General features: G+C 48.9%; 23 protein-coding genes and 2 tRNA genes. 20 read left to right on the top strand and 5 right to left on the bottom strand.

The genetic code is table 11. From position 1 onward, the window contains the following. Nucleotides 1-60: 60 nt before the first annotated feature. The 3 genes from CWE06_RS04175 to nadK all read right to left on the bottom strand — a co-directional run bounded on the left by CWE06_RS04175 (nt 61) and on the right by nadK (nt 3,237). Nucleotides 61-408 carry an outer membrane protein assembly factor BamE gene (locus CWE06_RS04175; RefSeq protein WP_126791413.1) on the bottom strand — a complete coding sequence of 116 codons (348 nt, stop codon included), beginning with the start codon at nt 406-408 and terminating at the stop codon, nt 61-63. Between the two features lie 124 nt (nt 409-532). Beyond that, complete coding sequence (gene recN / locus CWE06_RS04170; protein ID WP_126791411.1) at nt 533-2,233, bottom strand: DNA repair protein RecN; 1,701 nt, start codon at nt 2,231-2,233, stop codon at nt 533-535. A gap of 89 nt (nt 2,234-2,322) precedes the next feature. Then, a complete protein-coding gene (gene nadK, locus CWE06_RS04165; RefSeq protein ID WP_126791409.1) occupies nt 2,323-3,237 on the bottom strand; it encodes an NAD(+) kinase in 915 nt (304 codons plus the stop codon). Between the two features lie 237 nt (nt 3,238-3,474). Between nadK and grpE the strand changes: the two genes are divergently transcribed. From grpE to greA, 9 genes are all read left to right on the top strand, one after another. Further along, entirely contained in the window at nt 3,475-4,089 is a 615-nt protein-coding gene (grpE, locus tag CWE06_RS04160) for a nucleotide exchange factor GrpE (protein WP_126791407.1), read from the top strand. Nucleotides 4,090-4,187: 98 nt separating this feature from the next. Further along, nucleotides 4,188-6,110: a molecular chaperone DnaK gene (gene dnaK, locus CWE06_RS04155; protein WP_126791405.1), complete on the top strand. Its 1,923-nt coding sequence runs from the start codon at nt 4,188-4,190 to the stop codon at nt 6,108-6,110. A gap of 107 nt (nt 6,111-6,217) precedes the next feature. Beyond that, a complete protein-coding gene (gene dnaJ, locus CWE06_RS04150) occupies nt 6,218-7,363 on the top strand; it encodes a molecular chaperone DnaJ (protein ID WP_126791403.1) in 1,146 nt (381 codons plus the stop codon). A 178-nt stretch (nt 7,364-7,541) separates the two neighbouring features. Beyond that, a complete protein-coding gene (locus CWE06_RS04145) occupies nt 7,542-8,387 on the top strand; it encodes a M48 family metallopeptidase (protein WP_241972464.1) in 846 nt (281 codons plus the stop codon). 109 nt (nt 8,388-8,496) lie between these two features. After that, nucleotides 8,497-9,783 carry a dicarboxylate/amino acid:cation symporter gene (locus CWE06_RS04140; RefSeq protein WP_126791401.1) on the top strand — a complete coding sequence of 429 codons (1,287 nt, stop codon included), beginning with the start codon at nt 8,497-8,499 and terminating at the stop codon, nt 9,781-9,783. Nucleotides 9,784-9,800: 17 nt separating this feature from the next. After that, nucleotides 9,801-10,613: a 4-hydroxy-tetrahydrodipicolinate reductase gene (gene dapB / locus CWE06_RS04135; protein WP_126791399.1), complete on the top strand. Its 813-nt coding sequence runs from the start codon at nt 9,801-9,803 to the stop codon at nt 10,611-10,613. A gap of 273 nt (nt 10,614-10,886) precedes the next feature. Continuing rightward, nucleotides 10,887-12,047 (top strand): glutamine-hydrolyzing carbamoyl-phosphate synthase small subunit, encoded by a 1,161-nt coding sequence (carA, locus tag CWE06_RS04130; protein ID WP_126791397.1) that lies wholly within the window; start codon nt 10,887-10,889, stop codon nt 12,045-12,047. A 14-nt stretch (nt 12,048-12,061) separates the two neighbouring features. Continuing rightward, complete coding sequence (carB, locus tag CWE06_RS04125) at nt 12,062-15,289, top strand: carbamoyl-phosphate synthase large subunit (RefSeq protein WP_126791395.1); 3,228 nt, start codon at nt 12,062-12,064, stop codon at nt 15,287-15,289. After that, complete coding sequence (gene greA / locus CWE06_RS04120; protein ID WP_126791393.1) at nt 15,286-15,762, top strand: transcription elongation factor GreA; 477 nt, start codon at nt 15,286-15,288, stop codon at nt 15,760-15,762. The genes carB and greA overlap by 4 nt, the downstream gene beginning before the upstream one ends. Nucleotides 15,763-15,909: 147 nt before the next feature. On the opposite strand, the gene CWE06_RS04115 is transcribed toward greA, so the two are convergent. Continuing rightward, nucleotides 15,910-16,182 carry a helix-turn-helix domain-containing protein gene (locus CWE06_RS04115; RefSeq protein WP_126791391.1) on the bottom strand — a complete coding sequence of 91 codons (273 nt, stop codon included), beginning with the start codon at nt 16,180-16,182 and terminating at the stop codon, nt 15,910-15,912. Between the two features lie 100 nt (nt 16,183-16,282). On the opposite strand from CWE06_RS04115, the gene CWE06_RS04110 reads away from it, so the two are divergent. Further along, nucleotides 16,283-16,870, top strand: coding sequence for a hypothetical protein (locus CWE06_RS04110; RefSeq protein ID WP_126791389.1), 588 nt, complete (start codon nt 16,283-16,285; stop codon nt 16,868-16,870). 8 nt (nt 16,871-16,878) lie between these two features. Here the strand turns inward: CWE06_RS04110 and yhbY are convergent, their stop codons facing one another. Next, nucleotides 16,879-17,175 (bottom strand): ribosome assembly RNA-binding protein YhbY, encoded by a 297-nt coding sequence (gene yhbY / locus CWE06_RS04105; protein WP_126791387.1) that lies wholly within the window; start codon nt 17,173-17,175, stop codon nt 16,879-16,881. 166 nt (nt 17,176-17,341) lie between these two features. Between yhbY and rlmE the strand changes: the two genes are divergently transcribed. The 10 genes from rlmE to nusA all read left to right on the top strand — a co-directional run bounded on the left by rlmE (nt 17,342) and on the right by nusA (nt 25,971). Then, nucleotides 17,342-17,971 (top strand): 23S rRNA (uridine(2552)-2'-O)-methyltransferase RlmE, encoded by a 630-nt coding sequence (gene rlmE / locus CWE06_RS04100; RefSeq protein WP_126791385.1) that lies wholly within the window; start codon nt 17,342-17,344, stop codon nt 17,969-17,971. A 98-nt stretch (nt 17,972-18,069) separates the two neighbouring features. Next, nucleotides 18,070-20,031, top strand: coding sequence for an ATP-dependent zinc metalloprotease FtsH (ftsH, locus tag CWE06_RS04095; protein ID WP_126791383.1), 1,962 nt, complete (start codon nt 18,070-18,072; stop codon nt 20,029-20,031). Between the two features lie 147 nt (nt 20,032-20,178). Next, nucleotides 20,179-20,964 carry a dihydropteroate synthase gene (gene folP / locus CWE06_RS04090; RefSeq protein WP_126791554.1) on the top strand — a complete coding sequence of 262 codons (786 nt, stop codon included), beginning with the start codon at nt 20,179-20,181 and terminating at the stop codon, nt 20,962-20,964. A gap of 1 nt (nt 20,965) precedes the next feature. After that, entirely contained in the window at nt 20,966-22,297 is a 1,332-nt protein-coding gene (gene glmM, locus CWE06_RS04085; protein WP_420808518.1) for a phosphoglucosamine mutase, read from the top strand. Nucleotides 22,298-22,416: 119 nt separating this feature from the next. Next, nucleotides 22,417-23,172, top strand: coding sequence for a triose-phosphate isomerase (gene tpiA / locus CWE06_RS04080; protein ID WP_126791379.1), 756 nt, complete (start codon nt 22,417-22,419; stop codon nt 23,170-23,172). Nucleotides 23,173-23,176: 4 nt separating this feature from the next. Further along, nucleotides 23,177-23,494 (top strand): preprotein translocase subunit SecG, encoded by a 318-nt coding sequence (secG, locus tag CWE06_RS04075; RefSeq protein WP_126791377.1) that lies wholly within the window; start codon nt 23,177-23,179, stop codon nt 23,492-23,494. A 32-nt stretch (nt 23,495-23,526) separates the two neighbouring features. Then, nucleotides 23,527-23,613: transfer RNA gene (locus tag CWE06_RS04070), tRNA-Leu, on the top strand. Between the two features lie 113 nt (nt 23,614-23,726). Beyond that, nucleotides 23,727-23,803 (top strand) — tRNA-Met (locus CWE06_RS04065). A gap of 183 nt (nt 23,804-23,986) precedes the next feature. After that, nucleotides 23,987-24,445 (top strand): ribosome maturation factor RimP, encoded by a 459-nt coding sequence (gene rimP / locus CWE06_RS04060; RefSeq protein ID WP_126791375.1) that lies wholly within the window; start codon nt 23,987-23,989, stop codon nt 24,443-24,445. A 26-nt stretch (nt 24,446-24,471) separates the two neighbouring features. Beyond that, nucleotides 24,472-25,971 (top strand): transcription termination factor NusA, encoded by a 1,500-nt coding sequence (gene nusA / locus CWE06_RS04055; RefSeq protein WP_126791373.1) that lies wholly within the window; start codon nt 24,472-24,474, stop codon nt 25,969-25,971. The last annotated feature ends 21 nt before the right edge of the window (nt 25,972-25,992 follow it).

Here is a 25,992-nt window from a genome sequence, read left to right as displayed (position 1 = left end):
CGCACCGTCAATTCCGTAACAACGAGATGACTTGATTTGGGCACAAAGTGCCCAGCGAACTTATTGTTCGATAGGAATATTGAAATCCGCGTGAGGTTCGTAATCACCGGTCACCGAGACAAGTTGACCATTCTCAAAATTGAGTGTCATTTGTCGTAATTGCACGTCACCACGACCAGGCTTTAAGCGAAACACGTAATGCCATTCGTCATGGTTAAATGCGTTTTCTGCAACTGGCGCACCAAGGACATAGCGAACTTGCTCGCGGGTCATACCCACGCGAAGATTATCAACATCACGTTGCTCAATATAATTGCCCTGAGGAATATCGATCTTGTACACCAAAGGATCGATTACTGAGCAATGTGTGAGTAGCAGCGTAGCCGCGATAGCAAGTGGTAATCTCATAATTCTTCCGTTTCTCTTAGTTAGGCACAAATCTTATCGCAAAAACCGCCTCGGATACCAGAGGCGAGGCGGTTATTTATTCAGGTTGCGAGTATTTGTCTCTAGCTGCGGTGAGAAGTTCCCTTTAACTAGCTAATAGCTCTCGTGCATTTGCTAAGGAATGGTCGGTCACTGCATCACCAGCCAATAAGCGAGCGAGTGCGTGGACACGATCGTTTTGGTCTAGAGACTGCATAAATGTCACGGTTTGGCCGTTACGCGACTCTTTACTTACGAATAGATGTTGATGGGCTCGCGCGGCAACTTGAGGTAAGTGAGTGACACAAATTACCTGATTTTGCTCGCCGAGTGCTTGCAGAAGTTTACCAACGGTGGTTGCTGTTGGACCACTGACACCGACATCCACTTCATCAAAAATGAGCGTTGGCATACCAGTCGCACGAGAAGATGCTTGATTCTTCGCATTTGTGCTTGCGGTTAAAACTTGAATCGCAAGGCTAATGCGCGATAACTCACCACCAGATGCAACCTTTGCAATCGGTTGTAGAGGCTGTCCTGCGTTCGCGCTCACGGTGAAGGTAATCTGGTCGATGCCTAAGGCCGAAGCGAATTCCTGTGCGCTCGATTGAATATTAACCTGAAACTCGCCGTCCGGAATGTTTAGTTTATGCATGGTGTCGGTTACTTTAACCGCTAGCTGTTCGGCTGCATGTTGACGACTCGTAGTTAATTCATTTGCCACCTTCACATAGGCTTTCTCAGCATCAGCAATGGCTGGATCAAGATCAGCCAGGCGAGTTTCAGCAGCATTTAATTCATTAAGTTCGGCCTGTAAACTATTGAGCAATTCACCAAGCTGTTCAGGCGCAACCTGATGTTTACGCGCAAGTTGCATTGCCGCACTCATGCGTTTTTCGCACTCGTTTAGCAATTCGGGATCGAGTTCAACATGGTCTTGATAATGGCGCAATTCACGCGCTGCTTCTTCAATTTGAACACTCGCTTCGTTCAGCAAAGCAACCATTGGCTGCAATTGCGGATCGAGTTCAGCACTGTTGGTTAATCGTTCGATGGTTGCTTGCACTAGGTTATACACATTATTGTGCTCACCGTCGTAGAGCGTGTTGACAGCATATTGACTGTCGGCTAATAACTCCGACGCATTGGCCAAACGTTTGTGCTCACTTTCTAACTCAGCATAAGCATCGGCACTAAGTGCGGCCTCTTGTAGTTCGTTCACCTGATAATCGAGCAATTGTTTGCGAGCTTCTTGAGCATCTTGTTGGCTTTGCAAGCGCTGCTTTTCGCGTTTAAGCTGGCGCCATTCGCGAAATAACTCAGCACAGGTGTTCAATAACTGACGGTGGCCTGCATATTGGTCAAGTAGCTGCATTTGATAGTCAGGTTTCATCAGTAAATGATGATCATGTTGGCCATGGATACTCACCAATAAACCACCGAGCTCTTTCAATAGGTTCATTGGCACGGGCGCACCATTGATGAAACCTTTCGAACGGCCTTCACTGGTAATAATCCGCCGTAAAATACATTCTTCGTCGTCAGCGACGGCCAACTCGTGCTCGTCTAACCATTTTTGCACGGCTGCCAACGCCTGAATTTGAAAACAGGCAGTAATTTCGGCTTTATCGCTGCCGTTACGAACCATGCCGCTTTCAGCGCGAGCCCCTAAACAGAGACTTAACGCGTCGAGTGCAATGGACTTACCGGCACCTGTTTCACCTGTGATGGCTGTCATTCCGTGACGAAAATCGATGCTAAGTTCATCGACAATCGCGAATTGACGAATATGCAGTTGTGTAAGCATGATTGAGCCTCGTGATAACGAATACTGTTGTTATATACAGTAAATATACAGTAGTTATCCAGTAGTGCAAGAGGCTGTTGAAAAAATATTCAGAACAGGCGGCTACCCCAGCTCAGTTTATTGCGCAAGACGTGGTAGTAGTTGTAGTGAAGAGGGTGGATTAAACGCAGTGGTTTCTGTTGCCGGTGAATGACAATTTCAGCGCCGGCAGCAACAGGCAACTTCAGGTGACCGTCACAACTGATGTGCAAAGGTTGGTCGTCAGGTGCAACCAGAATTCGCACCACACTGTCGCCACTGACGACGATAGGACGGCTGCTCAGTGTGTGTGGAAACATAGGGACCAAGGTCATGGCATCCAGTCCTGGCGTTAAGATTGGGCCGCCCGCTGACAGTGAATAAGCCGTTGACCCTGTCGGCGTAGCAACGATCAAACCGTCAGAACGCTGACTAAACACGAATTGACCGTCAACTTGAACTTCAAATTCGACCATGTGCGCAACCTGATCAGAGTGCAACACCACTTCATTCATTGCATTACTGCGCTGCACGATTTCGCCATTCTGTTCGACTCGAGCGTCGAGCAAGAAGCGATGTTCAGTGTGGTAGTGTCCTTGTAATACATCGCGCAATTGCGTGGCTGCGTCGTCGGGTGAAAGATCCGTGAGGAAGCCAAGGTTGCCCCGGTTTACACCAATCACGGCAATGTCATAGAGGCTTAGACAGCGCGCCGCTCCGAGCATTTTACCATCACCACCAATCACGATTGCTAGTTCCGCCCGTTGCCCTAATTCATCCAGCGAGCAGCGTTCAATTGTGGTCGGCAAGATGTGCACTGGACCACTTTCGTCAGCCAATACGGTATAGCCTTCTGCAATGAGTAGCGCAGCAATTTGCAGCAACGTTTCTTGTGCTGTATCCGAGTCATTTTTACAGAGTAAACCGATAACCCGGAACGGCGGGTGGTTGCTTGATTTGGCATTGTCTGCACTGTTTTCAGTCATTGCAAGGCTCCATTGGCGTTCTGTTGCATAAGCTACGGCCTTTAAGCGTTGAGATCAATAGAGAAGTTTGTTGCCAATTCGGTGTTATAGCGGTCACCAAATCACAAAAGAAAGTGAAAATTATTGCTTGAAATAAAAATCACCGTCCCCATATCCGAGGCAAGTTGAAAATTTTGGTGCGCAACGACCGTTCACGGACGCGTTCGCATGGGATTGAGTTTGAAGATGGAGAATGGCATGAGCACGCAAGGCCAACCAGAAGATCACAAGCAGAATCAAGAGACCGAGGTTGAAGCGGGTGCTGAACAAGTCACCAACGCTGCGGAAGAGATTGACGCGGACGACCAGCAAGAACAGTCAGAGGTGTTAAGCGAACGGGAAGCCGAGCTAGCACAACAAGTTGCTAACTTGCGTCAGGAGTTACAGAACGAACGTGACAAGGCTTTGCGAGTAGCTGCTGAAGCAGAAAATATTCGCCGCCGTGCGGCTCAAGAAGTTGAGAAAGCCCGAAATTTTGCGCTGGAAAAATTTGCCGGTGAATTACTTTCGGTGATCGATAACCTAGAGCGTGCTCTGCAAAATATCGACCACGATGACGCGGCACAAAAGAACGTCGCCGAAGGCATCGAAATGACGCACAAAGGCTTTGTGCACACCATTGAAAAATTTGGCATGGAAGTGGTCGACCCGCAAGGTCAACCATTTAACCCACAGCAGCACGAAGCAATGGGCATGCAAGAGAACGCAGAACTACCGGCGAATACTGTGCTGTATGTGATGCAAAAGGGTTACACCTTGAACGGCCGCTTGTTGCGCCCAGCCATGGTGATGGTTTCGAAAGCGCCAGAATAACTGGTCGTAAAAAAACCTTATTAAATGTATTGAAATCTTTACGGGTAGTCCCCAAATAGAAGACATCCCGGAACCAATTTGAAAGTGTGGAGATAGTTATGGGTAAAATCATTGGTATCGATTTAGGCACCACCAACTCTTGTGTTGCCATTATGGATGGTGACAAAGCTCGCGTGATTGAAAACGCGGAAGGCGATCGTACAACTCCGTCAGTGGTTGCTTTTGCCGATGACGGTGAAGTGTTAGTCGGTGCGCCGGCAAAACGCCAAGCGGTCACCAACCCGAAAAACACCTTATTTGCAATTAAGCGCTTAATTGGCCGTCGTTTTGAAGACGAAGAAGTACAGCGTGATATCGGCATTATGCCGTTTGGTATTGCCAAGGCAGATAACGGCGATGCGTGGGTGGAAGTGAAAGGCGAGAAAAAAGCGCCACCACAAATTTCTGCTGAAGTTCTGAAGAAAATGAAGAAGACAGCGGAAGACTACCTTGGTGAGAAAGTCACCGAAGCGGTTATTACCGTTCCGGCATACTTTAACGATGCTCAGCGTCAAGCTACCAAAGACGCAGGCCGTATTGCCGGTCTTGAAGTGAAGCGGATCATCAACGAGCCAACAGCTGCAGCGTTAGCGTACGGTATGGACAAAAAGTCTGGTGATCGCACGGTTGCTGTGTATGACTTAGGTGGTGGTACGTTTGATATCTCCATCATTGAAATTGACGAAGTGGACGGCGAACATACGTTCGAAGTATTAGCGACCAATGGTGACACTCACTTAGGTGGCGAAGACTTTGATAACCGTGTTATCAACTACTTAGTTGAGCAGTTCCAGAAGGACCAAGGTATCGACTTACGGAAAGATCCGTTAGCGATGCAGCGTCTGAAAGAAGCCGGTGAGAAGGCCAAGATCGAGTTGTCTTCAGCGCAACAAACTGAAGTGAACTTGCCTTATATTACTGCTGACGCGACGGGTCCGAAGCACATGGCAATCAAATTGACGCGCTCGAAGCTTGAGTCGTTAGTTGAAGACATGGTGCAGAAAACCCTTGAGCCAGTGAAGCAAGCCCTTGCCGATGCAGGTCTGAAAGTGGGTGACATCAACGACATTATTTTGGTTGGTGGTCAGACGCGGATGCCGAAAGTCCAGCAAGTTGTTGCCGACTTCTTTGGTAAAGAAGCACGTAAAGACGTGAACCCAGACGAAGCAGTTGCCGTCGGCGCAGCGGTGCAAGCTGGTGTACTTCAAGGTGACGTGAAAGACGTACTCTTGCTTGACGTGTGTCCGTTATCACTTGGTATTGAAACGATGGGTGGTGTCATGACCACCTTGATTGAGAAGAATACGACGATTCCAACGAAGAAATCGCAAACCTTCTCAACAGCGGATGACAACCAGTCTGCAGTAACGATTCATGTGTTACAGGGTGAGCGTAAGCGTTCGAGTGACAATAAGTCATTAGGCCAGTTTAACCTTGAAGGTATTCGTCCAGCGGCGCGCGGTGTGCCGCAAATCGAAGTGACTTTTGATATCGATGCCGATGGTATTTTGCATGTGTCGGCGAAAGACAAAGACACTGGCAAAGAACAGAAAATCACGATTAAAGCGTCTTCTGGTCTAAGCGATGACGAAGTCGAAAAAATGGTTCGTGACGCGGAAGCGCACGCCGAAGAAGACAAGAAATTTGAAGAAATGGTACAAGCGCGGAACCAAGCAGATGCTTTAGTTCACGCGACCAAGAAGCAAGTTGAAGAAGCTGGCGACGACCTACCTGCAGGTGACAAATCTGCGATTGAAGGTGCGATTAGCGAGCTAGAAGATGCAATCAAAGCGAGTGATAAAGAAGCTATTGAGGCGAAGTCACAAGCTTTGATGGAGAAGTCTGCGAAGTTGATGGAAATTGCTCAGCAGAAAGCTCAGCAACAACAAGCAAGTGGCGCTAATAGCAGTGCTGCGAGCGATGCGGCAGACGATGTCGTTGACGCTGAGTTTGAAGAAGTGAAAGACGACGAGAAAAAGTAAGACGCTCGCGTGATTCATGACTAAATAGCACGGGCGTATCCTTCGGGAACGCCCGTGTGTGTGTCTGCAACAGGCGCGAACAATCCAGTAAATTGTGGCGAGAATTTATGTCGAAACCTGATTATTACCAAGTCCTAGGCGTGGCCAAAGACGCAGGCGAGCGCGATATTAAGAAAGCATATAAAAAGCTTGCGATGAAGTATCACCCGGATCGTACCAAGGGCGATAAAGAACTAGAAGCCAAGTTTAAGGAAGTCAAAGAAGCCTACGAAGTCCTCAACGATCCGGACAAACGGCGCATGTATGATCAATATGGCCATGATGCTTTTGATCAATCGCGCGGCGGTGCCGGCGGCTTTGGCGGCGGCAGTGCGGATTTCTCGGACATTTTTGGGGATGTATTTGGTGACATTTTCGGTGGCGGACGCCGCGGCGGTGGTCGTCGAGCGCAACGTGGTGCTGATTTACGTTACGACATTGAAATGACCCTTGAAGAAGCAGTGCGCGGCAAGGAAATGGAAATTCGTATTCCGCGTATGAGTCACTGTGATGATTGTGACGGTACAGGGTCTGCGGACGGCAGCACGCCAGTAACCTGTGATTACTGTCACGGTGCAGGGCAAATTCAAGTGCGTCAGGGCTTCTTTGCCGTGCAGCAAACCTGTCCACAATGTCACGGTCGTGGCTCGATTGTGAAGAACCCGTGTCGCAGTTGTCACGGTCATGGCCGCGTTGAAAAGACCAAGACCTTGAACGTGAAAATCCCAGCAGGTGTCGATACTGGCGACCGTGTGCGCTTGAGTGGTGAAGGCGAAGCCGGTGAACATGGCGCGCCAAGCGGTGATTTGTACGTGCAAGTGCACGTGCGTGAGCATCGTATCTTTAAGCGCGATGGCAATAACTTATACTGTGAAGTGCCGATTAGCTTTACCCAAGCTGCACTCGGTGGCGAAGTGGAAGTGCCAACACTCGATGGTCGCGTTAAACTGAAAATTCCAGCTGAGACGCAAACCGGGAAGATGTTCCGCTTACGTGGCAAAGGGGTTAAGTCGGTTCGTTCCGGGGCAATGGGTGACCTCGTGTGTAAAGCGGTCATTGAAACGCCGGTGAACTTGTCAGCGAAACAAAAAGCGATGCTAAAAGAGCTCGAGGACTCCATGGGCGTCGGTGATGAAGCCGCTCGCTATCGGCCCAAGGAGCGTGGTTTCTTTGACGGTGTGAAGAAATTCTTTGATGACCTGACGGGAAATTAATCCAGTTATACGAAAATACCAACCTTGAATCAGGTTGGTATTTTTTTATCTACCGTCGTTCAAGTCTGCGAGCACGAAGCCGAGATTGTAAGAGATTGTTTAAAGTTAAAGTTAATACTTGGTATTGCTGAGTAGTGAACTCTATACTTTATGTCAATATGTGGCCAAGGAGAGTCTGATGAAATCTTTTATGAAGGTATTAACCGTGCTGATCACGGTGGCTGTGATTGCTGCCTGTACGACCTCACCGACTGGACGTAAGCAGTTAAACCTGTTTTCCGGGAGTGCGCTGAATTCAATGGGTTCCGAAGCATTTGCGCAAATTAAGCAGGAAGAAAAAGTTTCGACCGATCCGGCATTAAATCAGTACGCTCAATGTATTGCTAATGCGATTATTGAAGTTTTACCGTATGAATATAGCCATATTGAATGGGAAGTTGTGGTCTTCGAATCCGCTACAATCAACGCCTTTGCTTTGCCTGGTGGTTACATTGGCTTTTACACCGGCATTTTGAAATTGACCGAAAACCAGCATCAAGTCGCTGCAATCATGGGTCATGAGATAGGCCACGTCATGGCTGATCATAGTAGTGAGCGGTTGTCGACTAACCTGCTCATTAGTGCTGGTTTGCTGGCTGCTGACATTGCAACTTCTGATCGTTCGCCAGGCCAACGTGCTGCAATTATGGCTGGACTTGGTATCACCAGTCAGCTCGCTGTAGCGTTACCTTACAGTCGTCGACACGAGTCAGAAGCAGACGAAATTGGTTTAGATCTAATGGCGCGAGCCGGCTTCAAGCCAGAAGAGGCGCCGCGCTTATGGGAATTGATGGCACAAGCTGGAGGCGGCAGTACACCTGAATTATTATCGACGCACCCATCTCCCTCAAGTCGGATTCGTGACTTAACCAACCAAATTCCAGCCGTGATGCCTTACTATCAAGAGCGGGCTGCTCAGGGTCGCTTACCGAATTGCCCACGCCCAAGTGTGCTTGACCAAATGCACGAAGAAGAAAGCAACTAAAACAAATTGATCTAACCAAGATTAATCTATTCTTTCCGCAAAACCGTTCTGATCGATACAGTATAGGATCAGAGCGGTTTTTTGTTTTGTCTAACATCACGGGAAAGTTATGTTGAAAGCTTGGTTTGCAATTCCATTTTGGCAACGGGTACTTGGTGCCTTCGTTCTTGGCGCAGTGCTTGGTTTTGGCCTCCCTGAAATTGGCGCAGCCATGCAACCGCTGGGACAGTTGTTCGTGCGCTCGATTCAAATGCTAGTTGCACCGCTTATCCTGTTTGCAATCGTTAGTAGCATTACAAGCATGCAAAGCCAAAGTAATTTGGGGCGTTTAGCATCGAAAACGGTCGGGTTATTCTTGCTGACAGCTTTTATCGCTAGCGCAATTGGTTTAGCCGTTGGCACGTTCATGGATTTAACGCCAACGGTTGAATTAACCGCAGCTGAAGTTGTGGAACGTGACATTCCACCGGTTTCGCAAGTTTTACTGAGCGTCATTCCAACAAATCCGTTTGCTGCCTTGGCTGAAGGCCGAGTACTCCAGATTATCTTCTTTGCTGTGTTGCTGGCGATTGCGCTTAACGCATTAAAAGAAAAGGCCGCGCCGGTACGTGACTTCTTTCAAGCTGGCGCCGAAGTGATGTACCAAATCACCCGCTATGTACTTGAGCTGACGCCAATTGGCGTATTCGGTTTAATGGCATGGGTTGTTGGTACCTACGGTTTAGAAATGCTGTTGCCGCTTGGTAAGTTTATTATTGCCATTTACATTGCGTGCTTAATCCACATTATTTTTGTCTACGGCAGTTTGGTGCGTTGGGGTGCAAAAATTAAGCCGATGCAATTTTTCCGCGCGATTTTCCCAACCCAAGTTATTGCGTACTCGACGTCGAGTAGCTTCGGGACCTTGCCATCGACTTTGAAAACGACCACAGAACGTCTGGGCGTAAAGAAAGAGTACGCAAGCTTTTCGCTGCCGCTCGGAGCCACCATTAATATGGATGGCTGTGGTGGTATCTATCCAGCGATAGCCGCCATCTTCATTGCGCACTTGTATGGTATTCCGCTTGGCTTTACTGAATATGCAATTATCATGGTAACTGCAACGCTCGCGTCAATCGGAACCGCAGGGGTACCTGGCTCAGCGATGGTGATGCTTACCGTCACGCTATCGGCAGTTGGCTTGCCACTTGAAGGCATTGCATTTATTGCTGCAATTGACAGAATTATTGATATGATGCGCACAGCAACGAACGTAACTGGCGATATGGCCGTATCGGCTACCGTAGCGCGTTCAGAAAATATGATCGATGAGAGCGTGCTCGTGGCGGAACTTGAGCGCCAAAGCAATGGCGGACAAACGCAGAGAGATTACAGCTCCGAGCCACGCCAAAATTAGAAAAAACAAGGAATCGCATGACAGCATCAATCAAAGTCGCAGTAGTTGGCGCAAGTGGGCGGATGGGGCGCGAAGTGGTGCGTGCCGCAACGCAACAATCCAACTTTGAGTTAACCGCAGCAATTGGACGCGCAGGCTCGGATACTATTGGCCTTGATAGCGGTGTATTGGCAAGTGGGCAAGCCAATGGTGTTGCAATCACTGACGACTTAGCTGCGCTTGCTGGCGCAGACGTCATCATTGATTTTGCCTTACCAGAAGGACTAGCACAGCGCGCCGAAACTTATATTGAACTTGCCAAGCCGGTAGTCGTTTGTGTGACCGGGTTAGATGAAGCTGGACGAGATGCTTTAGCATTAGCCGCGACTTCCGTGCCGATCGTTTATGCAGCAAACACTAGTGTGGGTGTTAACTTGTTAGCTGCATTAACCGAGCAGGCGAGTGCAGTTTTTGGTGACCAAGCGGACATTGAAGTGCTTGAAGCACATCATACCCGCAAAGTTGATGCACCTTCGGGAACTGCGTTGTTGCTCGGCGAAGCTGCGGCACGTGGCCGAGGCCAAATCCTTAGCGATGTCGCTGAGCTTAATCGGAATGCGGACGACCATGTCTATGAAAAAGGCAGTATTGGATTCGCAACCTTGCGGGCCGGCGATATTGTTGGTGAACACACTGTTTATTTAGTGGTTGGCGGTGAGCGAATTGAGCTAACTCATCGCGTGGCAAACCGCAGTACCTTTGCTGACGGAGCGCTGCGTGCCGCAGCATGGTTGACGTTAGGGAAAAATCCGCAGATTTATGCAATGAAGGACGTTCTTGGGCTGGACTAGAAAGCCGATTTTACGTAAAATACGAACAATTTGCCGAACGCCGGCAAGCACAGGTGCAGCCATCCGTTCGTCGGTTACCTTTTTAACTTATTCAAGCATAAAACAATGCAAAGGAACGCTAAGCGTGCTCCTTTCGGCTGAACGCAAGCCGTGTTTAGGTGGGAAATAAGGGTAAAAGGTAGCGAAACTGAAGTGGGTCTGGCTGTGCATGATTCGGTGTAAAGCGGGGAAGTGAACGCAAACTTGCCCGTTTTTTTATGTTCGGAGGTACCCTTGAGTATTTCGGCGAGTAAGTCCACGCGTAGGGCCATTCTGGTTCTTGCTGACGGCTCTGTTTTCTATGGCACTGCAATTGGTGCGGAAGGGCAGGCTGTCGGTGAAGTTGTTTTCAATACGGCCATGACAGGCTATCAAGAAATTTTAACCGACCCCTCTTACGCAGAACAAATCGTTACCCTCACTTACCCACACATTGGCAATTACGGCACTAATCCTGAAGACACCGAGTCCGATCGAATTTGGGCTAAAGGTCTAGTCATCCGCGATCTTTCTCCAATTGCCAGTAATTTCCGCAGTACTCAATCTCTGAGTGATTATCTAAAGTCGCAAAACATTCTCGGTATTGCCGACATCGATACGCGTCGATTGACTAATCGTTTGCGTGAGACCGGTGCTCAAGACGGTTGTATCATGACCTATAATGCGGGTGAAGACGCACCTGTCGCTGCGGCACTCGAAGCGGCGAAAGCATTTCCAGGTCTTGCAGGAATGGACCTTGCGAAAGTTGCGACTTGCAGCAAACCATACCCTTGGACCGAGGGAACCTGGAAACTCGGACAGGGACACACGCAACAGGGCGAAACCAAATATCATGTAGTTGCCTACGATTTTGGCGCTAAGTTCAACATTCTGCGCATGCTAGCTGACCGCGGTTGCAAAATCACAGTGGTACCCGCACAAACGTCTGCTGAAGAAGTATTAGCATTGAGTCCGGACGGTGTCTTTTTGTCGAATGGTCCTGGTGACCCAGCGCCGTGTGATTATGCGGTAGCGGCTATAAAAGTATTCCTCGAAAAACAACTGCCAGTCTTTGGGATTTGTTTAGGCCATCAGCTTTTAGCGCTCGCTACCGGTGCGAAAACAGTCAAAATGAAGCACGGCCATCATGGTGCCAACCACCCGGTGCAAGACTTAGCAACTGGGCGGGTAATGATTACCAGTCAAAACCACGGGTTCGCAGTTGAAGAAGCCTCTTTACCAGCGCATTTAAAAGCGACGCACAAGTCGCTTTTTGATGGCACGCTGCAAGGCATTCATCACACTGACCTACCGGCGTTTAGTTTCCAAGGTCACCCAGAAGCGAGTCCAGGGCCGCAGGATGCTGCGCCACTGTTCGATCATTTCATTGAACTGCTTGAAGCTGCGAAGCAATAAGGACGGGTGCCACGATGCCAAAACGTACAGACATTAAAAGTATTTTGATTATCGGCGCTGGTCCTATTGTTATCGGCCAAGCGTGTGAATTTGATTACTCGGGAGCGCAGGCTTGTAAGGCACTGCGGGAAGAAGGTTACCGCGTTATTTTGGTGAACTCGAACCCAGCAACCATTATGACTGACCCAGAAATGGCGGATGCGACTTATATCGAGCCAATTCATTGGGAAGTGGTCGAGAAAATCATTGAACGTGAGCGTCCGGATGCCATCCTGCCAACCATGGGTGGGCAAACCGCATTGAACTGTGCGCTCGAACTCGACGCCCAGGGCGTTCTGAAGAAGTATAACGTTGAAATGATTGGCGCCACGGCAGATGCGATCGATAAAGCGGAAGACCGTGATCGTTTCGATAAAGCGATGAAAAAAATCGGTCTTGAAACACCGCGCGCAGAAATTGCTCACAGCATGGACGAAGCTTTCGATGTGCTCGAGCGCATTGGCTTCCCGTGTATTATTCGACCGTCATTCACCATGGGTGGCAGTGGCGGTGGTATCGCCTACAACCGTGACGAATTTGAAGAAATCTGTAAGCGCGGACTGTCATTATCTCGAACTAAAGAGTTACTCATCGACGAGTCGTTAATCGGCTGGAAAGAGTACGAAATGGAAGTGGTGCGTGACAAGAACGACAACTGCATCATTGTTTGTTCGATTGAAAACTTTGACCCAATGGGGGTGCATACCGGTGACTCGATAACCGTTGCACCAGCGCAAACCTTAACTGACAAAGAATACCAAATTATGCGTAACGCTTCGATGGCGGTACTGCGTGAAATTGGCGTCGAAACCGGTGGCTCGAACGTCCAATTTGGTATTTGTCCAGACACGGGACGCATGGTCATTATTGAAATGAACCCGCGGGTGAGTCGTTCTTCTGCACTGGCGTCAAAAGCGACCGGTTTCCCAATTGCTAAAGTGGCCGCGAAGCTGGCAGTCGGTTATACCCTCGACGAGCTCGCCAACGACATTACCGGCGGTGTTACACCAGCATCGTTTGAACCAGCGATTGACTACGTGGTTACTAAAATCCCACGGTTCAACTTTGAGAAGTTTGCTGGCGCTAACGACCGTCTGACGACCCAAATGAAATCGGTTGGCGAGGTGATGGCCATTGGTCGTAACCAACAAGAGTCGCTGCAGAAGGCGTTACGTGGCCTTGAATTGGGCATGAACGGTTTGGACCCAATTGTCGATTTAAATGAGCCGGAAGAAGCAAAAACCAAGATTATTCGTGAGCTAAAAGAGCCAGGTGCCGAGCGTATTTGGTACATTGGTGATGCCTTCCGCATGGGTATGAGTGTCGACGACGTTTTCAATTTAACTAAGATTGACCGTTGGTTCCTCGTGCAACTGGAAGAAATTGTGAAGTTGGAAAAGGAAGTCGGCCAACTTGGCTTAGCGGGAATGGACACGGACAGCTTGCGTTACCTTAAACGCAAGGGGTTCTCGGACGCGCGTTTAGCGGCAATTTTGGATGTTCATGAAAGCGAAGTTCGTAAACGTCGCGAAGAATTCGGGATCTTCCCGGTTTACAAACGTGTTGATACCTGTGCCGCCGAATTCGCGTCAGAAACTGCGTACATGTATTCAACCTATGACGAAGAATGTGAAGCGCGCCCAAGTGATCGTGAGAAGATCATGGTCATCGGTGGTGGTCCAAACCGCATTGGTCAGGGGATTGAGTTTGACTATTGCTGTGTTCACGCGGCGCTTGCCATGCGTGAGGATGGTTACGAGACGATTATGGTCAACTGTAACCCAGAAACGGTTTCAACCGACTACGACACTTCAGACCGCTTATACTTCGAGCCAATTACCCTAGAAGACGTTCTAGAAATTGTTCGTATCGAGAAGCCGAAAGGCGTCATCGTCCAGTATGGTGGTCAAACACCACTGAAACTAGCGCGAGACCTCGAAGCGAATGGTGTCCCAATTATTGGTACCTCGCCAGACGCAATCGACCGCGCTGAAGACCGTGAGCGTTTCCAGACGGCGGTGACACGATTAGGTCTGAAACAACCAGAGAACTCCACGGTAACAACCGTTGAGCAAGCGATGATTGAGTCAGAGCGCATCGGTTTCCCATTAGTTGTGCGTCCATCCTATGTTTTGGGCGGCCGCGCTATGGAAATTGTCTATGACCAAGCGGATTTACGTCGTTACTTGAATGAAGCCGTAAAAGTGTCAAACTCGGCACCGGTTCTGCTGGATCGCTTTTTAGATAACGCCATTGAGGTTGACATTGACGCAATTTGTGACGGTGAAGACGTGTTCATTGGCGGTATTATGCAGCACATCGAGCAAGCGGGTGTCCATTCAGGTGACTCAGCATGTTCGTTGCCACCGTACTCACTGAGTGACATTACCCAAGCTGAATTGCGTGAGCAAGTCCGGAAATTGGCATTTGAGCTGAATGTACGCGGTTTGATGAATACGCAGTTTGCGATTCAAAACAATGAGATTTACCTCATTGAAGTAAACCCACGCGCAGCCCGGACAGTACCATTTGTGTCCAAAGCAACGGGTATTCAGTTAGCCAAAGTTGCGGCTCGAGTGATGGCTGGCAAATCTTTGAAAGAGCAAAATTGCTTGGACGAAGTCATTCCGCCTTACTATTCTGTTAAAGAAGTTGTTGTTCCGTTTGCTAAATTCCAAGGCGTCGACCCAATTCGTGGGCCAGAGATGCGCTCTACGGGCGAAGTTATGGGGGTTGGCGAGAGTTTCGAAGAGGCTTATGCCAAAGCAAACTTAGGTGCAGGCCAAGCACTACCTGCGAAGGGTAAAGCCTTGCTGTCGGTGCGTGAAGGTGATAAAAAGCGCGTCATCGACTTGGCTCGTGGCTTGACTGCGTTAGGATTCAGCGTCGAAGCAACGCGCGGCACAGCCGAAGCCTTGCAGGCGCAAGGAATTCACTGTAGCGTAGTGAACAAGTTGCAAGAAGGTCGACCCAATATTGTCGATGCTGTGAAAAACGGCGAATACAGCTATATTATTAATACGGTGGAAGGGCGCCAGGCGATTGAAGATTCAGTCTACATTCGTCGCGAAGCGCTGCTGAATAACGTCAGTTACACCACCACATTGAACGCAGGTTTTGCGGCAGTGAAAGCCCATACTGTCAACGACCGAGCGCGGGTGAGCTCGGTGCAAGAACTGCACAAGAGGATTTTGAATCAATGACAAACATTCCGATGACAGTTGCGGGTGCGGAGGCACTACGCAACGAGTTGAAGCGTTTAAAAAGTGAAGATCGGCCGCGGATTATTCAAGCGATTGCCGATGCGCGTGAGCACGGCGACTTAAAAGAAAATGCTGAGTATCATGCTGCACGTGAACAACAAAGTTTCTGCGAAGGTCGAATTCAAGAAATTGAAGCCAAACTTTCGAATGCGCAAATTATTGATGTAACGAAATTGCAGAATAACGGCAAAGTAGTTTTCGGTGCGACAGTGACGGTATACAACACTAAAACCGACGAAGAAGTCACTTACCGTGTGGTTGGTGACGACGAAGCTGACATTAAGCAAAACTTGATTTCAGTGAACTCGCCACTTGCACGTGCCTTAATTGGTAAGGAAGTTGACGATGTTGCGGTGGTGACGACGCCGAGCGGTGAAGTCGAATACGAAATCGTGAACGTCGAGTACTTGTAAACGTAAGCGCTTGCTTTAAAAGAGCTTATCAATATAAGCAAAGCCCCAGTTAGTTGCGACTAATTGGGGCTTTTTCGTTGGCTTTGCTTGCATGAACCCATCTCAGTTAACGCTTTCTGAGGTTCACGCGAGTTGTTATAACACCGGTTAATCGTTCAGCAGCTTGGCCAGCTCAGCAGCCTTTTGTTCGCGAGCAGAATTTCCGCTGGGAAGAGGGTTGTGATAATCCTCAATATCTGGAAAAACCTCTTGTACAGGCATACCAATCGCTTTTGCTATCGCGTTGGCGACAATTCGCGATCGTGCCTTACGAGCTGCTACTTTAGAAATGAGGGATGGGCTACGCTCAATTGCAGCGGCGACTATCGAAAAGTCGTAGCCATTGGCCGCAAGTGCTTTTTTAATTTGATTTTTATCCATAATTAGTTTTACATACTGGCAGTTGTGAATTCCGTTTGAACTCATTTGAGTTTAGATTGCACTCAAATGAGTGATATTAAAATCAATAAAAGCACAGGCCATGATGAATAGCAAGGGAAAGGCGCAAGCAAACTCAATTAGTCTCGACCACTTCCTCCAAATGGGCCGGCAGGCTTCTGGTCTGAGCGATGAGTTAGATGTTTTAAAGTGGTATGGATTAACTCGTTCGGCGATTAATAACTGCCGGCAACGTGGACATGTGCCTTATTCAACACTGATTCCGGCGCTTCTCGACAAGCACATGTCGATTGATTGGATGTTGAAGCCGGAAGGCGGCCTTCGGGTGCCAGAATACGTTGTGTCAGAGAATTTGGTGGCTGCTTCTGCGACGAATGAGCGTGGGACCTATGCGAGTGGAGCCAATGCGAGAGGGAAAGCGAAGCCTTCCAAGCAAACTCAACAAGGTGATTCCGTGCAATCTAGCGGGGAATTCGGAAAAGCAGTCGCCTACTTCTATGCACTTTTGACGCGTCATCACGCACAAACGAGCGCCGAAAACTTGGAACTGTTATGGGCTGCGTATCGGGCCTTTCCGCAGGCCAGTGAGTTGCGCACGCAGGTGTTAGAGTCTCTAGCTGCTACTCTTGCCGGCCAAGAGCGAACAAGAGCAGCACGCCAACAACGATAAAGATTGCTTTAACCTTTCGGTAAACGCAGTTTTGGTTCCCGCGCAGGGCGATAAAGAACCAAGGTCTTGCCTATAACTTGAACTTGCGTTGCCGCCGTTTCACGCGCTATCGCTTCGTAGATAGCGACACGCAGCTCCCGATCTTCTTCAGGAACTTTCACTTTTATCAGCTCATGGTGCTCAAGTGCACTGTCAATTTCTGCGACAACACCTTCAGTTAACCCGTTAGCGCCGAGTAAGACGACTGGCTTGAGCGGGTGAGCCAAGCCTTTTAAGAATTGCTTCTGTTTATTACTAAGTTGCATGGTTGATGCCTGTTGTTAATCTGGTTATAAAATCGCCTTTCGATACAGACGAACAAGGCAATCGAAATGTTTTTACCTGAGTTCGCGAGCGAAACACTTGAATTTGCGGTATTCTACCGCCATCTCCTAATACGAGCCAGTCCGAGTTAGCAAAAGAAGAGGAAACATGGCGAAAAAGAAGCGTTCAGCCAGTAGTAGCCGATGGTTAAAGGAACATTTTGACGATCACTACGTGCAAAAAGCCCAAAAGCAGGGCCTGCGTTCGCGTGCAGTTTTTAAACTCGATGAAATTCAGCAGCGCGATAAGATCCTTCGGCCAGGTCAGGTCGTAGTAGATTTAGGTGCCGCACCTGGTGGTTGGTCGCAATTCGTTGCGGATCTCCAAAATGGCAATGGTGAAGTCATTGCTTGTGACATTCTCGATATGGACCCAATTGCTGGCGTTGATTTTCTGCAAGGCGATTTTCGTGAAGAAGCGGTCTTAAATGCCTTGTTAGAACGGATTGGCGGTGCCAATGTTGATGTTTTATTGTCAGATATGGCGCCAAACTTTAGTGGCACCGACGCTGTTGACCAACCTCGCTCCATGTATTTAGTTGAGTTGGCCTTAGAGATGTGTCGGTCGGTACTGAAACCTGGCGGTGCCTTTGTGGTCAAAGTGTTTCAGGGCGAGGGTTCTGACGTCTTCTTAAAAGAAGTTCGACAGGCATTCACCACGGTGAAAGTGCGCAAGCCCGATTCGTCGAGAGCACGCTCCCGTGAGGTGTATCTGGTAGCGACTGGATACAAAATATAGTACCCTGTTTTTAATATTTTGCGGTTTATGCTGTGTATAGGGAATGTAGAGTATAAACGAGTTAGCAGATTCTGCTTAGCAGTAGAGAGGAAATAACGTTGAGCGATATGGCGAAAAATCTCATTCTTTGGCTGGTGATTGCCGTGGTTCTAATGAGTGTCTTCCAAGGCATGAACCCAGGCACGAGTGACCAGCGAACCTATGCTTACTCGGAGTTTGTTCGTGATGTAAATCGCGGCTCAATCCGAGAAGTGACGATTAACGAGTCGAAGCGTTCAATTTCAGGTGTGCGTTCGGGCGGTGAGCAGTTCCGTACTGTCATGCCAGCGCAAGACCCAGACCTGCTGAATGATCTTCTGAATCAAAGCAACGTGACTGTTCGTTACGAAGAGCCAGAGTCGCGCAGCTTGCTAGGCACCATTTTCATTTCTTGGTTCCCTATGCTGCTTCTCATTGCGGTCTGGATTTTCTTCATGCGCCAGATGCAAGGCGGTGGTGGACGTGGCGCGATGTCGTTTGGCAAGAGCAAAGCACGCCTGATGGGCGAAGACCAAGTGAAAACAACTTTAGCTGACGTAGCAGGTTGTGAAGAAGCAAAAGAAGAAGTTGCTGAACTCGTTGACTTCTTGCGTGATCCGAGCAAATTCCAACGTCTTGGTGGTCGCATTCCCAAGGGCGTCCTGATGGTGGGTCCTCCAGGTACTGGTAAAACCTTGCTTGCGAAAGCAGTAGCCGGTGAAGCGAAAGTACCATTCTTTACTATTTCTGGTTCGGACTTCGTCGAGATGTTTGTCGGTGTTGGTGCATCGCGTGTGCGTGACATGTTTGAACAGGCCAAGAAGGCGGCGCCTTGTATTATCTTTATTGATGAAATCGATGCGGTCGGTCGCCAACGTGGTGCCGGTTTGGGCGGTGGCCATGATGAGCGCGAGCAAACACTAAACCAGATGTTGGTTGAAATGGACGGCTTCGAAGGCAACGAAGGTATCATTGTCATCGCTGCGACGAACCGTCCAGACGTTCTTGACCCTGCGTTATTGCGTCCAGGTCGTTTTGACCGTCAAGTGACCGTTGGTTTGCCTGATGTCCGTGGTCGTGAGCAAATTCTGAAAGTTCACATGCGTAAGGTTCCAATTGCAGACGATGTCGAGCCAGCTGTGATTGCCCGTGGTACACCTGGGTTCTCAGGAGCTGACTTAGCGAACTTGGTTAACGAAGCTGCATTGTTTGCCGCGCGTGAGAATCGCCGCATGGTTTCTATGGCTGAGTTTGAGAAAGCGAAAGACAAGATCCTCATGGGTAGTGAACGTAAGTCGATGGTCATGACTGAGGAAGAGAAAGCCATGACCGCTTACCATGAAGCAGGTCACGCTATCGTTGGTCGTTTAGTACCAGACCATGATCCGGTATATAAAGTGTCAATTATTCCGCGTGGTCGTGCGTTGGGTGTGACGATGTACTTGCCGGAACAAGATCGCGTGAGCCATAGTAAGCAGCATTTGGAAAGTATGCTGTCGAGCTTGTACGGTGGCCGTATCGCCGAGCAAATCATTTATGGCGACGAACATGTGACGACCGGTGCTTCGAATGATATTGAGCGAGCAACTGCAATCGCACGCAAAATGGTCACCCAGTGGGGCTTGTCGAGCAAAATGGGACCATTACTGTACGCTGAAGATGAAGGACAAGTGTTCTTAGGTCGCTCAGTTGCACAGAACAAACAAATGTCAGACGACACCATGCGTGCTATCGACGCAGAAATTCGGGAAGTGATTGACCGCAACTATGATCGTGCGAAGAAAATCTTAGAGGAGAATGTCGATATTCTCCATGCGATGAAAGATGCTCTTATGAAGTACGAAACGTTAGATGCCGGACAAATTGACGATTTGATGGAGCGCCGCGATGTTCGTGAACCATCTAACTGGCATGACAAAAATGACAGTGACAAGTCTTCGGGCGACGCGGCTCCCGTTGCGAAACCGAAGGCCAAAAAGAAAAAAGATGACGGTAACGAGCGCTTAGATATCGACGCACCGGATTCACCACCCGCCAAATAAGGGTTGGTTAGAAACAGAATAACCCCACGACGTTCGGCGCCGTGGGGTTATTTTTTGCAGCGAACTGCATTGTTTTTTGGTAGCATTGACCGCCGTGCAGGGTAAGACAAGGACTGAGCTTTGAAAAATAAACGTGCAATAGCAGTCATGGGTATTTTGAATGTAACGCCAGACTCTTTCTCTGATGGCGGGCAGTTTAATTCGCTCGATGCGGCTCTTTATCGCGCCGAACAAATGGTTAATGAAGGCGCTGCTTGGCTTGATGTCGGTGGTGAGTCGACGCGCCCTGGCGCTGTTGATGTCGCTGAAAACGAAGAGCTCGATCGTGTTGTACCTGTAATCGCCGCCTTAAGTGCGCGGTTTGATGTCAAGATCTCGGTCGACACAAGCAAAGCTGCGGTTATGACAGCTGCTGTAGCGGCTGGCGCTGATATGATTAACGATGTGCGGGCACTACGTGAACCAGGTGCTCTTGCAGCAGCTGCAGGAAGCAATGCGCTGGTTTGTTTAATGCACATGGTAGGGCAGCCCCGTACCATGCAACAGTCACCGAAATACGACGATGTGGTTGTTGACGTACAACGTTTTCTTGCCGAACGAATTGACGCATGTGTCGCTGCGGGTATTGCGGCCGAACGAATTTGGCTTGACCCCGGGTTCGGGTTTGGAAAATCGGTTGAACACAACTACCAATTGTTGGCACACTTAGCCGACTTGCACAAATTGGGTCGACCGTTATTAATTGGTGTGTCACGCAAGTCAATGCTCGGTGCAGTGACTGGACGCGACACCTCAGAACGTTTAGCTGCAAGTGTTAGCGCCGCAACCATTGCGATGCTGCAGGGCGCAGAGATTATTCGAGTACATGATGTTGCAGCCACGGTTGACGCCATGAAAGTGGTTCAGGCAACAATCGCAGGAGATGGAAGCTAGGATGGGTAAGTATTTCGGAACAGATGGAATTCGTGGTCGAGTTGGTGAACGGCCAATCACGCCTGACTTTGTTTTAAAGCTCGGGTGGGCTGCTGGTAAAGCGCTAGCTGCAAAGGGAAACACGAAGGTATTAATCGGCAAAGATACGCGGATTTCGGGTTATATGCTCGAATCGGCGCTTGAAGCTGGATTTTCCGCTGCCGGTGTCAGCGTTGAATTTCTTGGGCCAATGCCAACGCCCGCGATTGCGTATCTAACTCGAACTTTTCGTGCTGCCGCAGGCGTTGTGATCAGTGCGTCACATAATCCTTATTACGATAACGGCATAAAGTTCTTCTCTGATTCGGGCCACAAGCTATCCGATGAGCTCGAAGCGCGGATTGAAAGCTACCTAGACCAAGAAATTGACTGTGTTGAATCAGAAGAGCTCGGTCGTGCATCTCGGATCGAAGATGCAGCGGGTCGTTACATCGAGTTCTGTAAAAGTACCTTCCCAAGCCATTTATCCTTAGCTGGGATTAAGCTTGTGGTGGACTGTGCACATGGCGCAACCTATCACATTGCACCGAATGTATTCCGTGAGCTCGGTGCCGAAGTCATTGAAATGGGTACTACGCCAAACGGGCTGAATATAAATAAAGGCTGCGGAGCCACCGATTTAGCAGCACTGCAACAGCGCGTGCAAGCGGAAGGCGCGGCAATTGGCCTTGCACTTGATGGCGACGGCGACCGGATCATGATTATTGATGCCGATGGTCAAACCATCGACGGTGATGAAATCGTCTATGCACTTGTGCGTCAATCCATTCGTGATGGCAACCTAGAAGGCGGTGTGGTTGGTACTTTAATGACCAATATGGGCATGGAGTTGGCACTTGCTGACTTGAATGTACCATTCGTCCGTGCCAAGGTGGGCGACCGTTATGTCATGGAAGAACTGCGGAAGAACCGTTGGTGTATCGGCGGTGAAGGCTCAGGTCACGTCATCAACTTAAAGTATCACAGTACTGGCGACGGTATTCTGGCAGCGATTCAGTTTTTATCTGGCATGGTTAGAGAGGGGTGCTCAGCTCGAGACATGGTTGCCGGAATGAAGAAACTACCCCAGGTGCTCGTCAATGTTCGATTTACCCCAGGCACCGACCCGCTTAATGCGCAAAACGTGCAGTCAGCCGTGGCTGAAGTCGAAAAAGCATTAGCTGGTCAAGGCCGAGTATTGCTGCGCAAATCAGGCACAGAACCTTTAGTACGGGTCATGGTCGAAGGTCGTGATAGCAAACAAGTGAAGGCCTTCGCACAACAAATCGCCAGTGAAGTCGAGGCGGTTGACTAAGAAGAACGCGAATTGCTTAAAGCATGAGCAATTAACAAAATTTTCTCACGCGGTGCTTGTATCAAACCCTATTGTCGGGTACTATCTGCGCCGCTCAACGAACTGGACAGGAGCGTCTTGTGAGAACATCACTAGTCATCGCAAACTGGAAGTTGAATGGGGATGCCGAGCTGCTGAAAAGCTTTGCCGAGCACTTCCATCAGAGCGAAATACAGCAACACATTGGTGTCGCAATTTGCCCGCCAGCAGTTTATTTGAAAACCGCTGACGTTCTTCTTAACGCCATTGGCGTGAAGGTTGGAGGGCAAAACTGCAGCGAGTTCGAGCAGGGTGCATACACCGGTGAAATCAGTGCGCAGATGCTGGCTGATAGTGGCTGTCGTTATGTATTAATTGGGCATTCTGAGCGTCGCGCGTTATTTGCTGAAAGTGATGCAGTGATGGCAGGAAAAGTCCAACAGGCACAAGCGGCCGGCTTAACCCCCGTGTTATGTATCGGCGAAACGCTCGAGCAACGCGAAGCGGGTGAGCTCGAGCAAGTGATAGAGCAACAGCTCAGCAGTGCTTGTAAAGAAGTAGATTTTGAAAACCTAGTCATTGCCTATGAGCCAGTTTGGGCAATCGGTACTGGGAAAACTGCGACACCAGCGCAAGCACAAGACGTGCACCGACTGATTCGCAATTGGGTGGCAACAAAAGCTCCCGAAGCAGCGCAAAAGATACAAATTTTGTATGGTGGCAGCGTGAAGGCAGATAATGCCACTGAGTTGTTCTCGCAGGCCGATATCGATGGTGGCCTGATTGGCGGAGCAAGTTTGGACACAGAGCAGTTTGCTGCAATTTGCCAAGCCGCCAACGTAAAAAAGGACAGTTGAATTTATGTACGAAACATTATTAGTGCTGTATTTATTGGTCGCGATTGCTTTAATCGCTTTGATCATGATTCAGCAAGGTAAAGGCGCAGACATGGGTGCCTCATTCGGAGCCGGTGCTTCAAACACCGTATTCGGTTCTGGTGGTGCGGGAAATTTCCTAACCCGAATGACTGCGATTATTGCGGTAAGCTTCTTCTTGTTAAGTTTAATTCTCGGTAGCCTTGTTGCTGGCGAGCGAGCTCCTGCGGAAGACGACTTTATTGATTTAAGTGTACCTGCGACTCAGCAGTTACCGCAAAACGACTTACCGCCAGGAAACTAAATTCTAACGAACAGTTTTCTAGCAAAAGATTTGCCGAAGTGGTGGAATTGGTAGACACGCCATCTTGAGGGGGTGGTGCTCTTCTGAGCGTACGAGTTCGAGTCTCGTCTTCGGCACCAAAATATTGTTATGCTCTTGTTAATTCGCTTGTTTTCAACAAATTAAAGTCCGGTTTAAATTGCCGGTACGGTTGAAAACCTACCAGAAGAGAGTATAATGCTACCCATTCGGACGCGGGGTGGAGCAGTCTGGTAGCTCGTCGGGCTCATAACCCGAAGGTCGTAGGTTCAAATCCTGCCCCCGCAACCAGTTCGAGTTTAACCATTGGTATTTTGACAGGTTCAAATTACAATGTTTAAACTCAGGTCGAAAGGCGTGCCAGGTTTTAAGCCCCGACTTAGTCCGGGGCTTTTTGCTATCTAGCCTGACTGACATTAGTTTTGACACCGAAGAACTGGGCGTTACGCCCTTTTTTTGTTTCTGGAGGTTGAGTTGGCAACTTTGGTTGAACGACTGACAAATATGCTCGAACCGGCTGTTGCGGCAGCGGGTTATGAATTAGTAGGCATCGAATTCGTGCGTGCAGGTAAACATTCGACCTTGCGCGTTTACATTGATCATGAAAACGGTATCTCCGTCGACGATTGCGCTGATGTTAGTTATCAGGTAAGCGCTGTTTTGGATGTAGAAGACCCGATCAATACAGAATACAACCTTGAAGTGTCTTCTCCGGGTCTCGACCGACCGCTGTTTAATAGTGGTCATTATGAGCGTTTTATCGGCGAAGAAGCCTCTGTGCAATTGACGGCTGCGATTATGAATCGCCGTAACTTTAAGGCACAAATTAGCGCCGTAGAAGACGACAAGGTCACTTTCACTATTGGCGAAGAATCATTCACTGTACCAGTCAACGCAATTAAGAAAGCGAATCTGGTACCTAAGTTTGACTAAAATTAAAGCGTTGACGAGGCAAGATCATGAATAAAGAAATTTTGCTGGTTGCAGAGGCAGTGTCCAACGAGAAAGCGGTTCCGCGCGAGAAGATTTTCGAAGCGTTAGAAATTGCAATTGCGACTGCAACCCGGAAAAAATACGATGGGGATATCGAAGTCCGTGTGGCCATTAATCGTCAAACCGGCGATTTCGATACGTTCCGTCGTTGGCGCGTGGTTGAAGATCCAGACACAATTCTGGAAAACCCATATGCTGAGATTTCACTGTCAGCGGCCCAAATTGATGACCCTGAAATTCAAGTCGGCGAATACATTGAAGAGCAAATTGATTCAATCGTGTTTGACCGGATTACCACGCAAACTGCAAAGCAAGTTATTGTGCAAAAAGTTCGCGAAGCAGAGCGCGCACAAGTGGTTGAGCAGTATCAGGATCAAGTAGGCACGTTAATTAGCGGCATCGTTAAGAAAGCCACTCGTGACAACGTCATTCTCGATCTCGGCAACAACGCCGAGGCGGTCATTTTCCGCGATGATATGTTGCCGCGTGAAAGTGTTCGTCCAGGTGACCGCGTACGTGGTCTCTTATTCGCAGTGCGTCCAGAAGCGCGCGGCGCGCAGTTATTTGTTAGCCGTTCGCACCCTGACTTCTTAATCGAGCTATTCCGCATTGAAGTGCCGGAAATTGGCGAAGAAATGATCGAAGTAAAAGGTGCTGCACGAGATCCGGGTTCACGCGCTAAAATTGCTGTGAAAAGCAACGACCGTCGCATCGATCCAGTCGGAGCATGTGTTGGTATGCGCGGTGCACGAGTGCAAGCTGTTTCTAGCGAGCTTGGTGGCGAACGTGTTGATATCGTACTGTGGGATGACAATCCTGCACAGTTCGTCATTAACGCCATGGCACCAGCGGAAGTATCATCGATTGTGATGGACGAAGAAACGCACACCATGGACATCGCTGTTGAAGCCAGCAACTTAGCGCAAGCGATTGGTCGTAACGGTCAGAACATTCGATTAGCTAGCCAGTTAACTGGGTGGGAATTGAATGTGATGACGGTTGAAGACTTCAATGCACGTAACGAAGCTGAGTCGGAGCGCCTGACGTCGTTGTTTATGGAAGGCTTAGAAATCGACGAAGATTTCGCAGCTGTTCTGATTGACGAAGGCTTCTCATCACTCGAAGAAATTGCTTATGTACCAGCTTCTGAACTGTTGTCAGTTGAAGGTATGGACGAAGACATCGTGGAAGAGTTACGCAATCGTGCACGTGATTACTTAACGACCAAAGCATTAGCGAATGAAGAATCATTGGAAGGTGCTGAGCCAGACTCTACTTTATTAGAGCTGGAAGGCCTAGACCGTCACCTAGCTTACGAACTAGCGGCTCAAGGTGTACGGACATTGGAAGATTTAGCCGAGCAGGGAATTGATGATCTCGAAGCAATCGAGTCATTAACTCCGGAAATGGCCGGTGAGCTGATCATGAAAGCTCGTAATATTTGCTGGTTCAGCAACGAAGAATAATCGGTACAAGTGAGGGATGAA

The sequence above is a fragment of the Aliidiomarina haloalkalitolerans genome (assembly GCF_003987315.1).
Taxonomy (GTDB): domain Bacteria; phylum Pseudomonadota; class Gammaproteobacteria; order Enterobacterales; family Alteromonadaceae; genus Aliidiomarina; species Aliidiomarina haloalkalitolerans.
The sequence above is the reverse complement of the archived record's forward strand: the minus strand, read 5'-3'. Positions and strand labels throughout refer to the sequence as shown.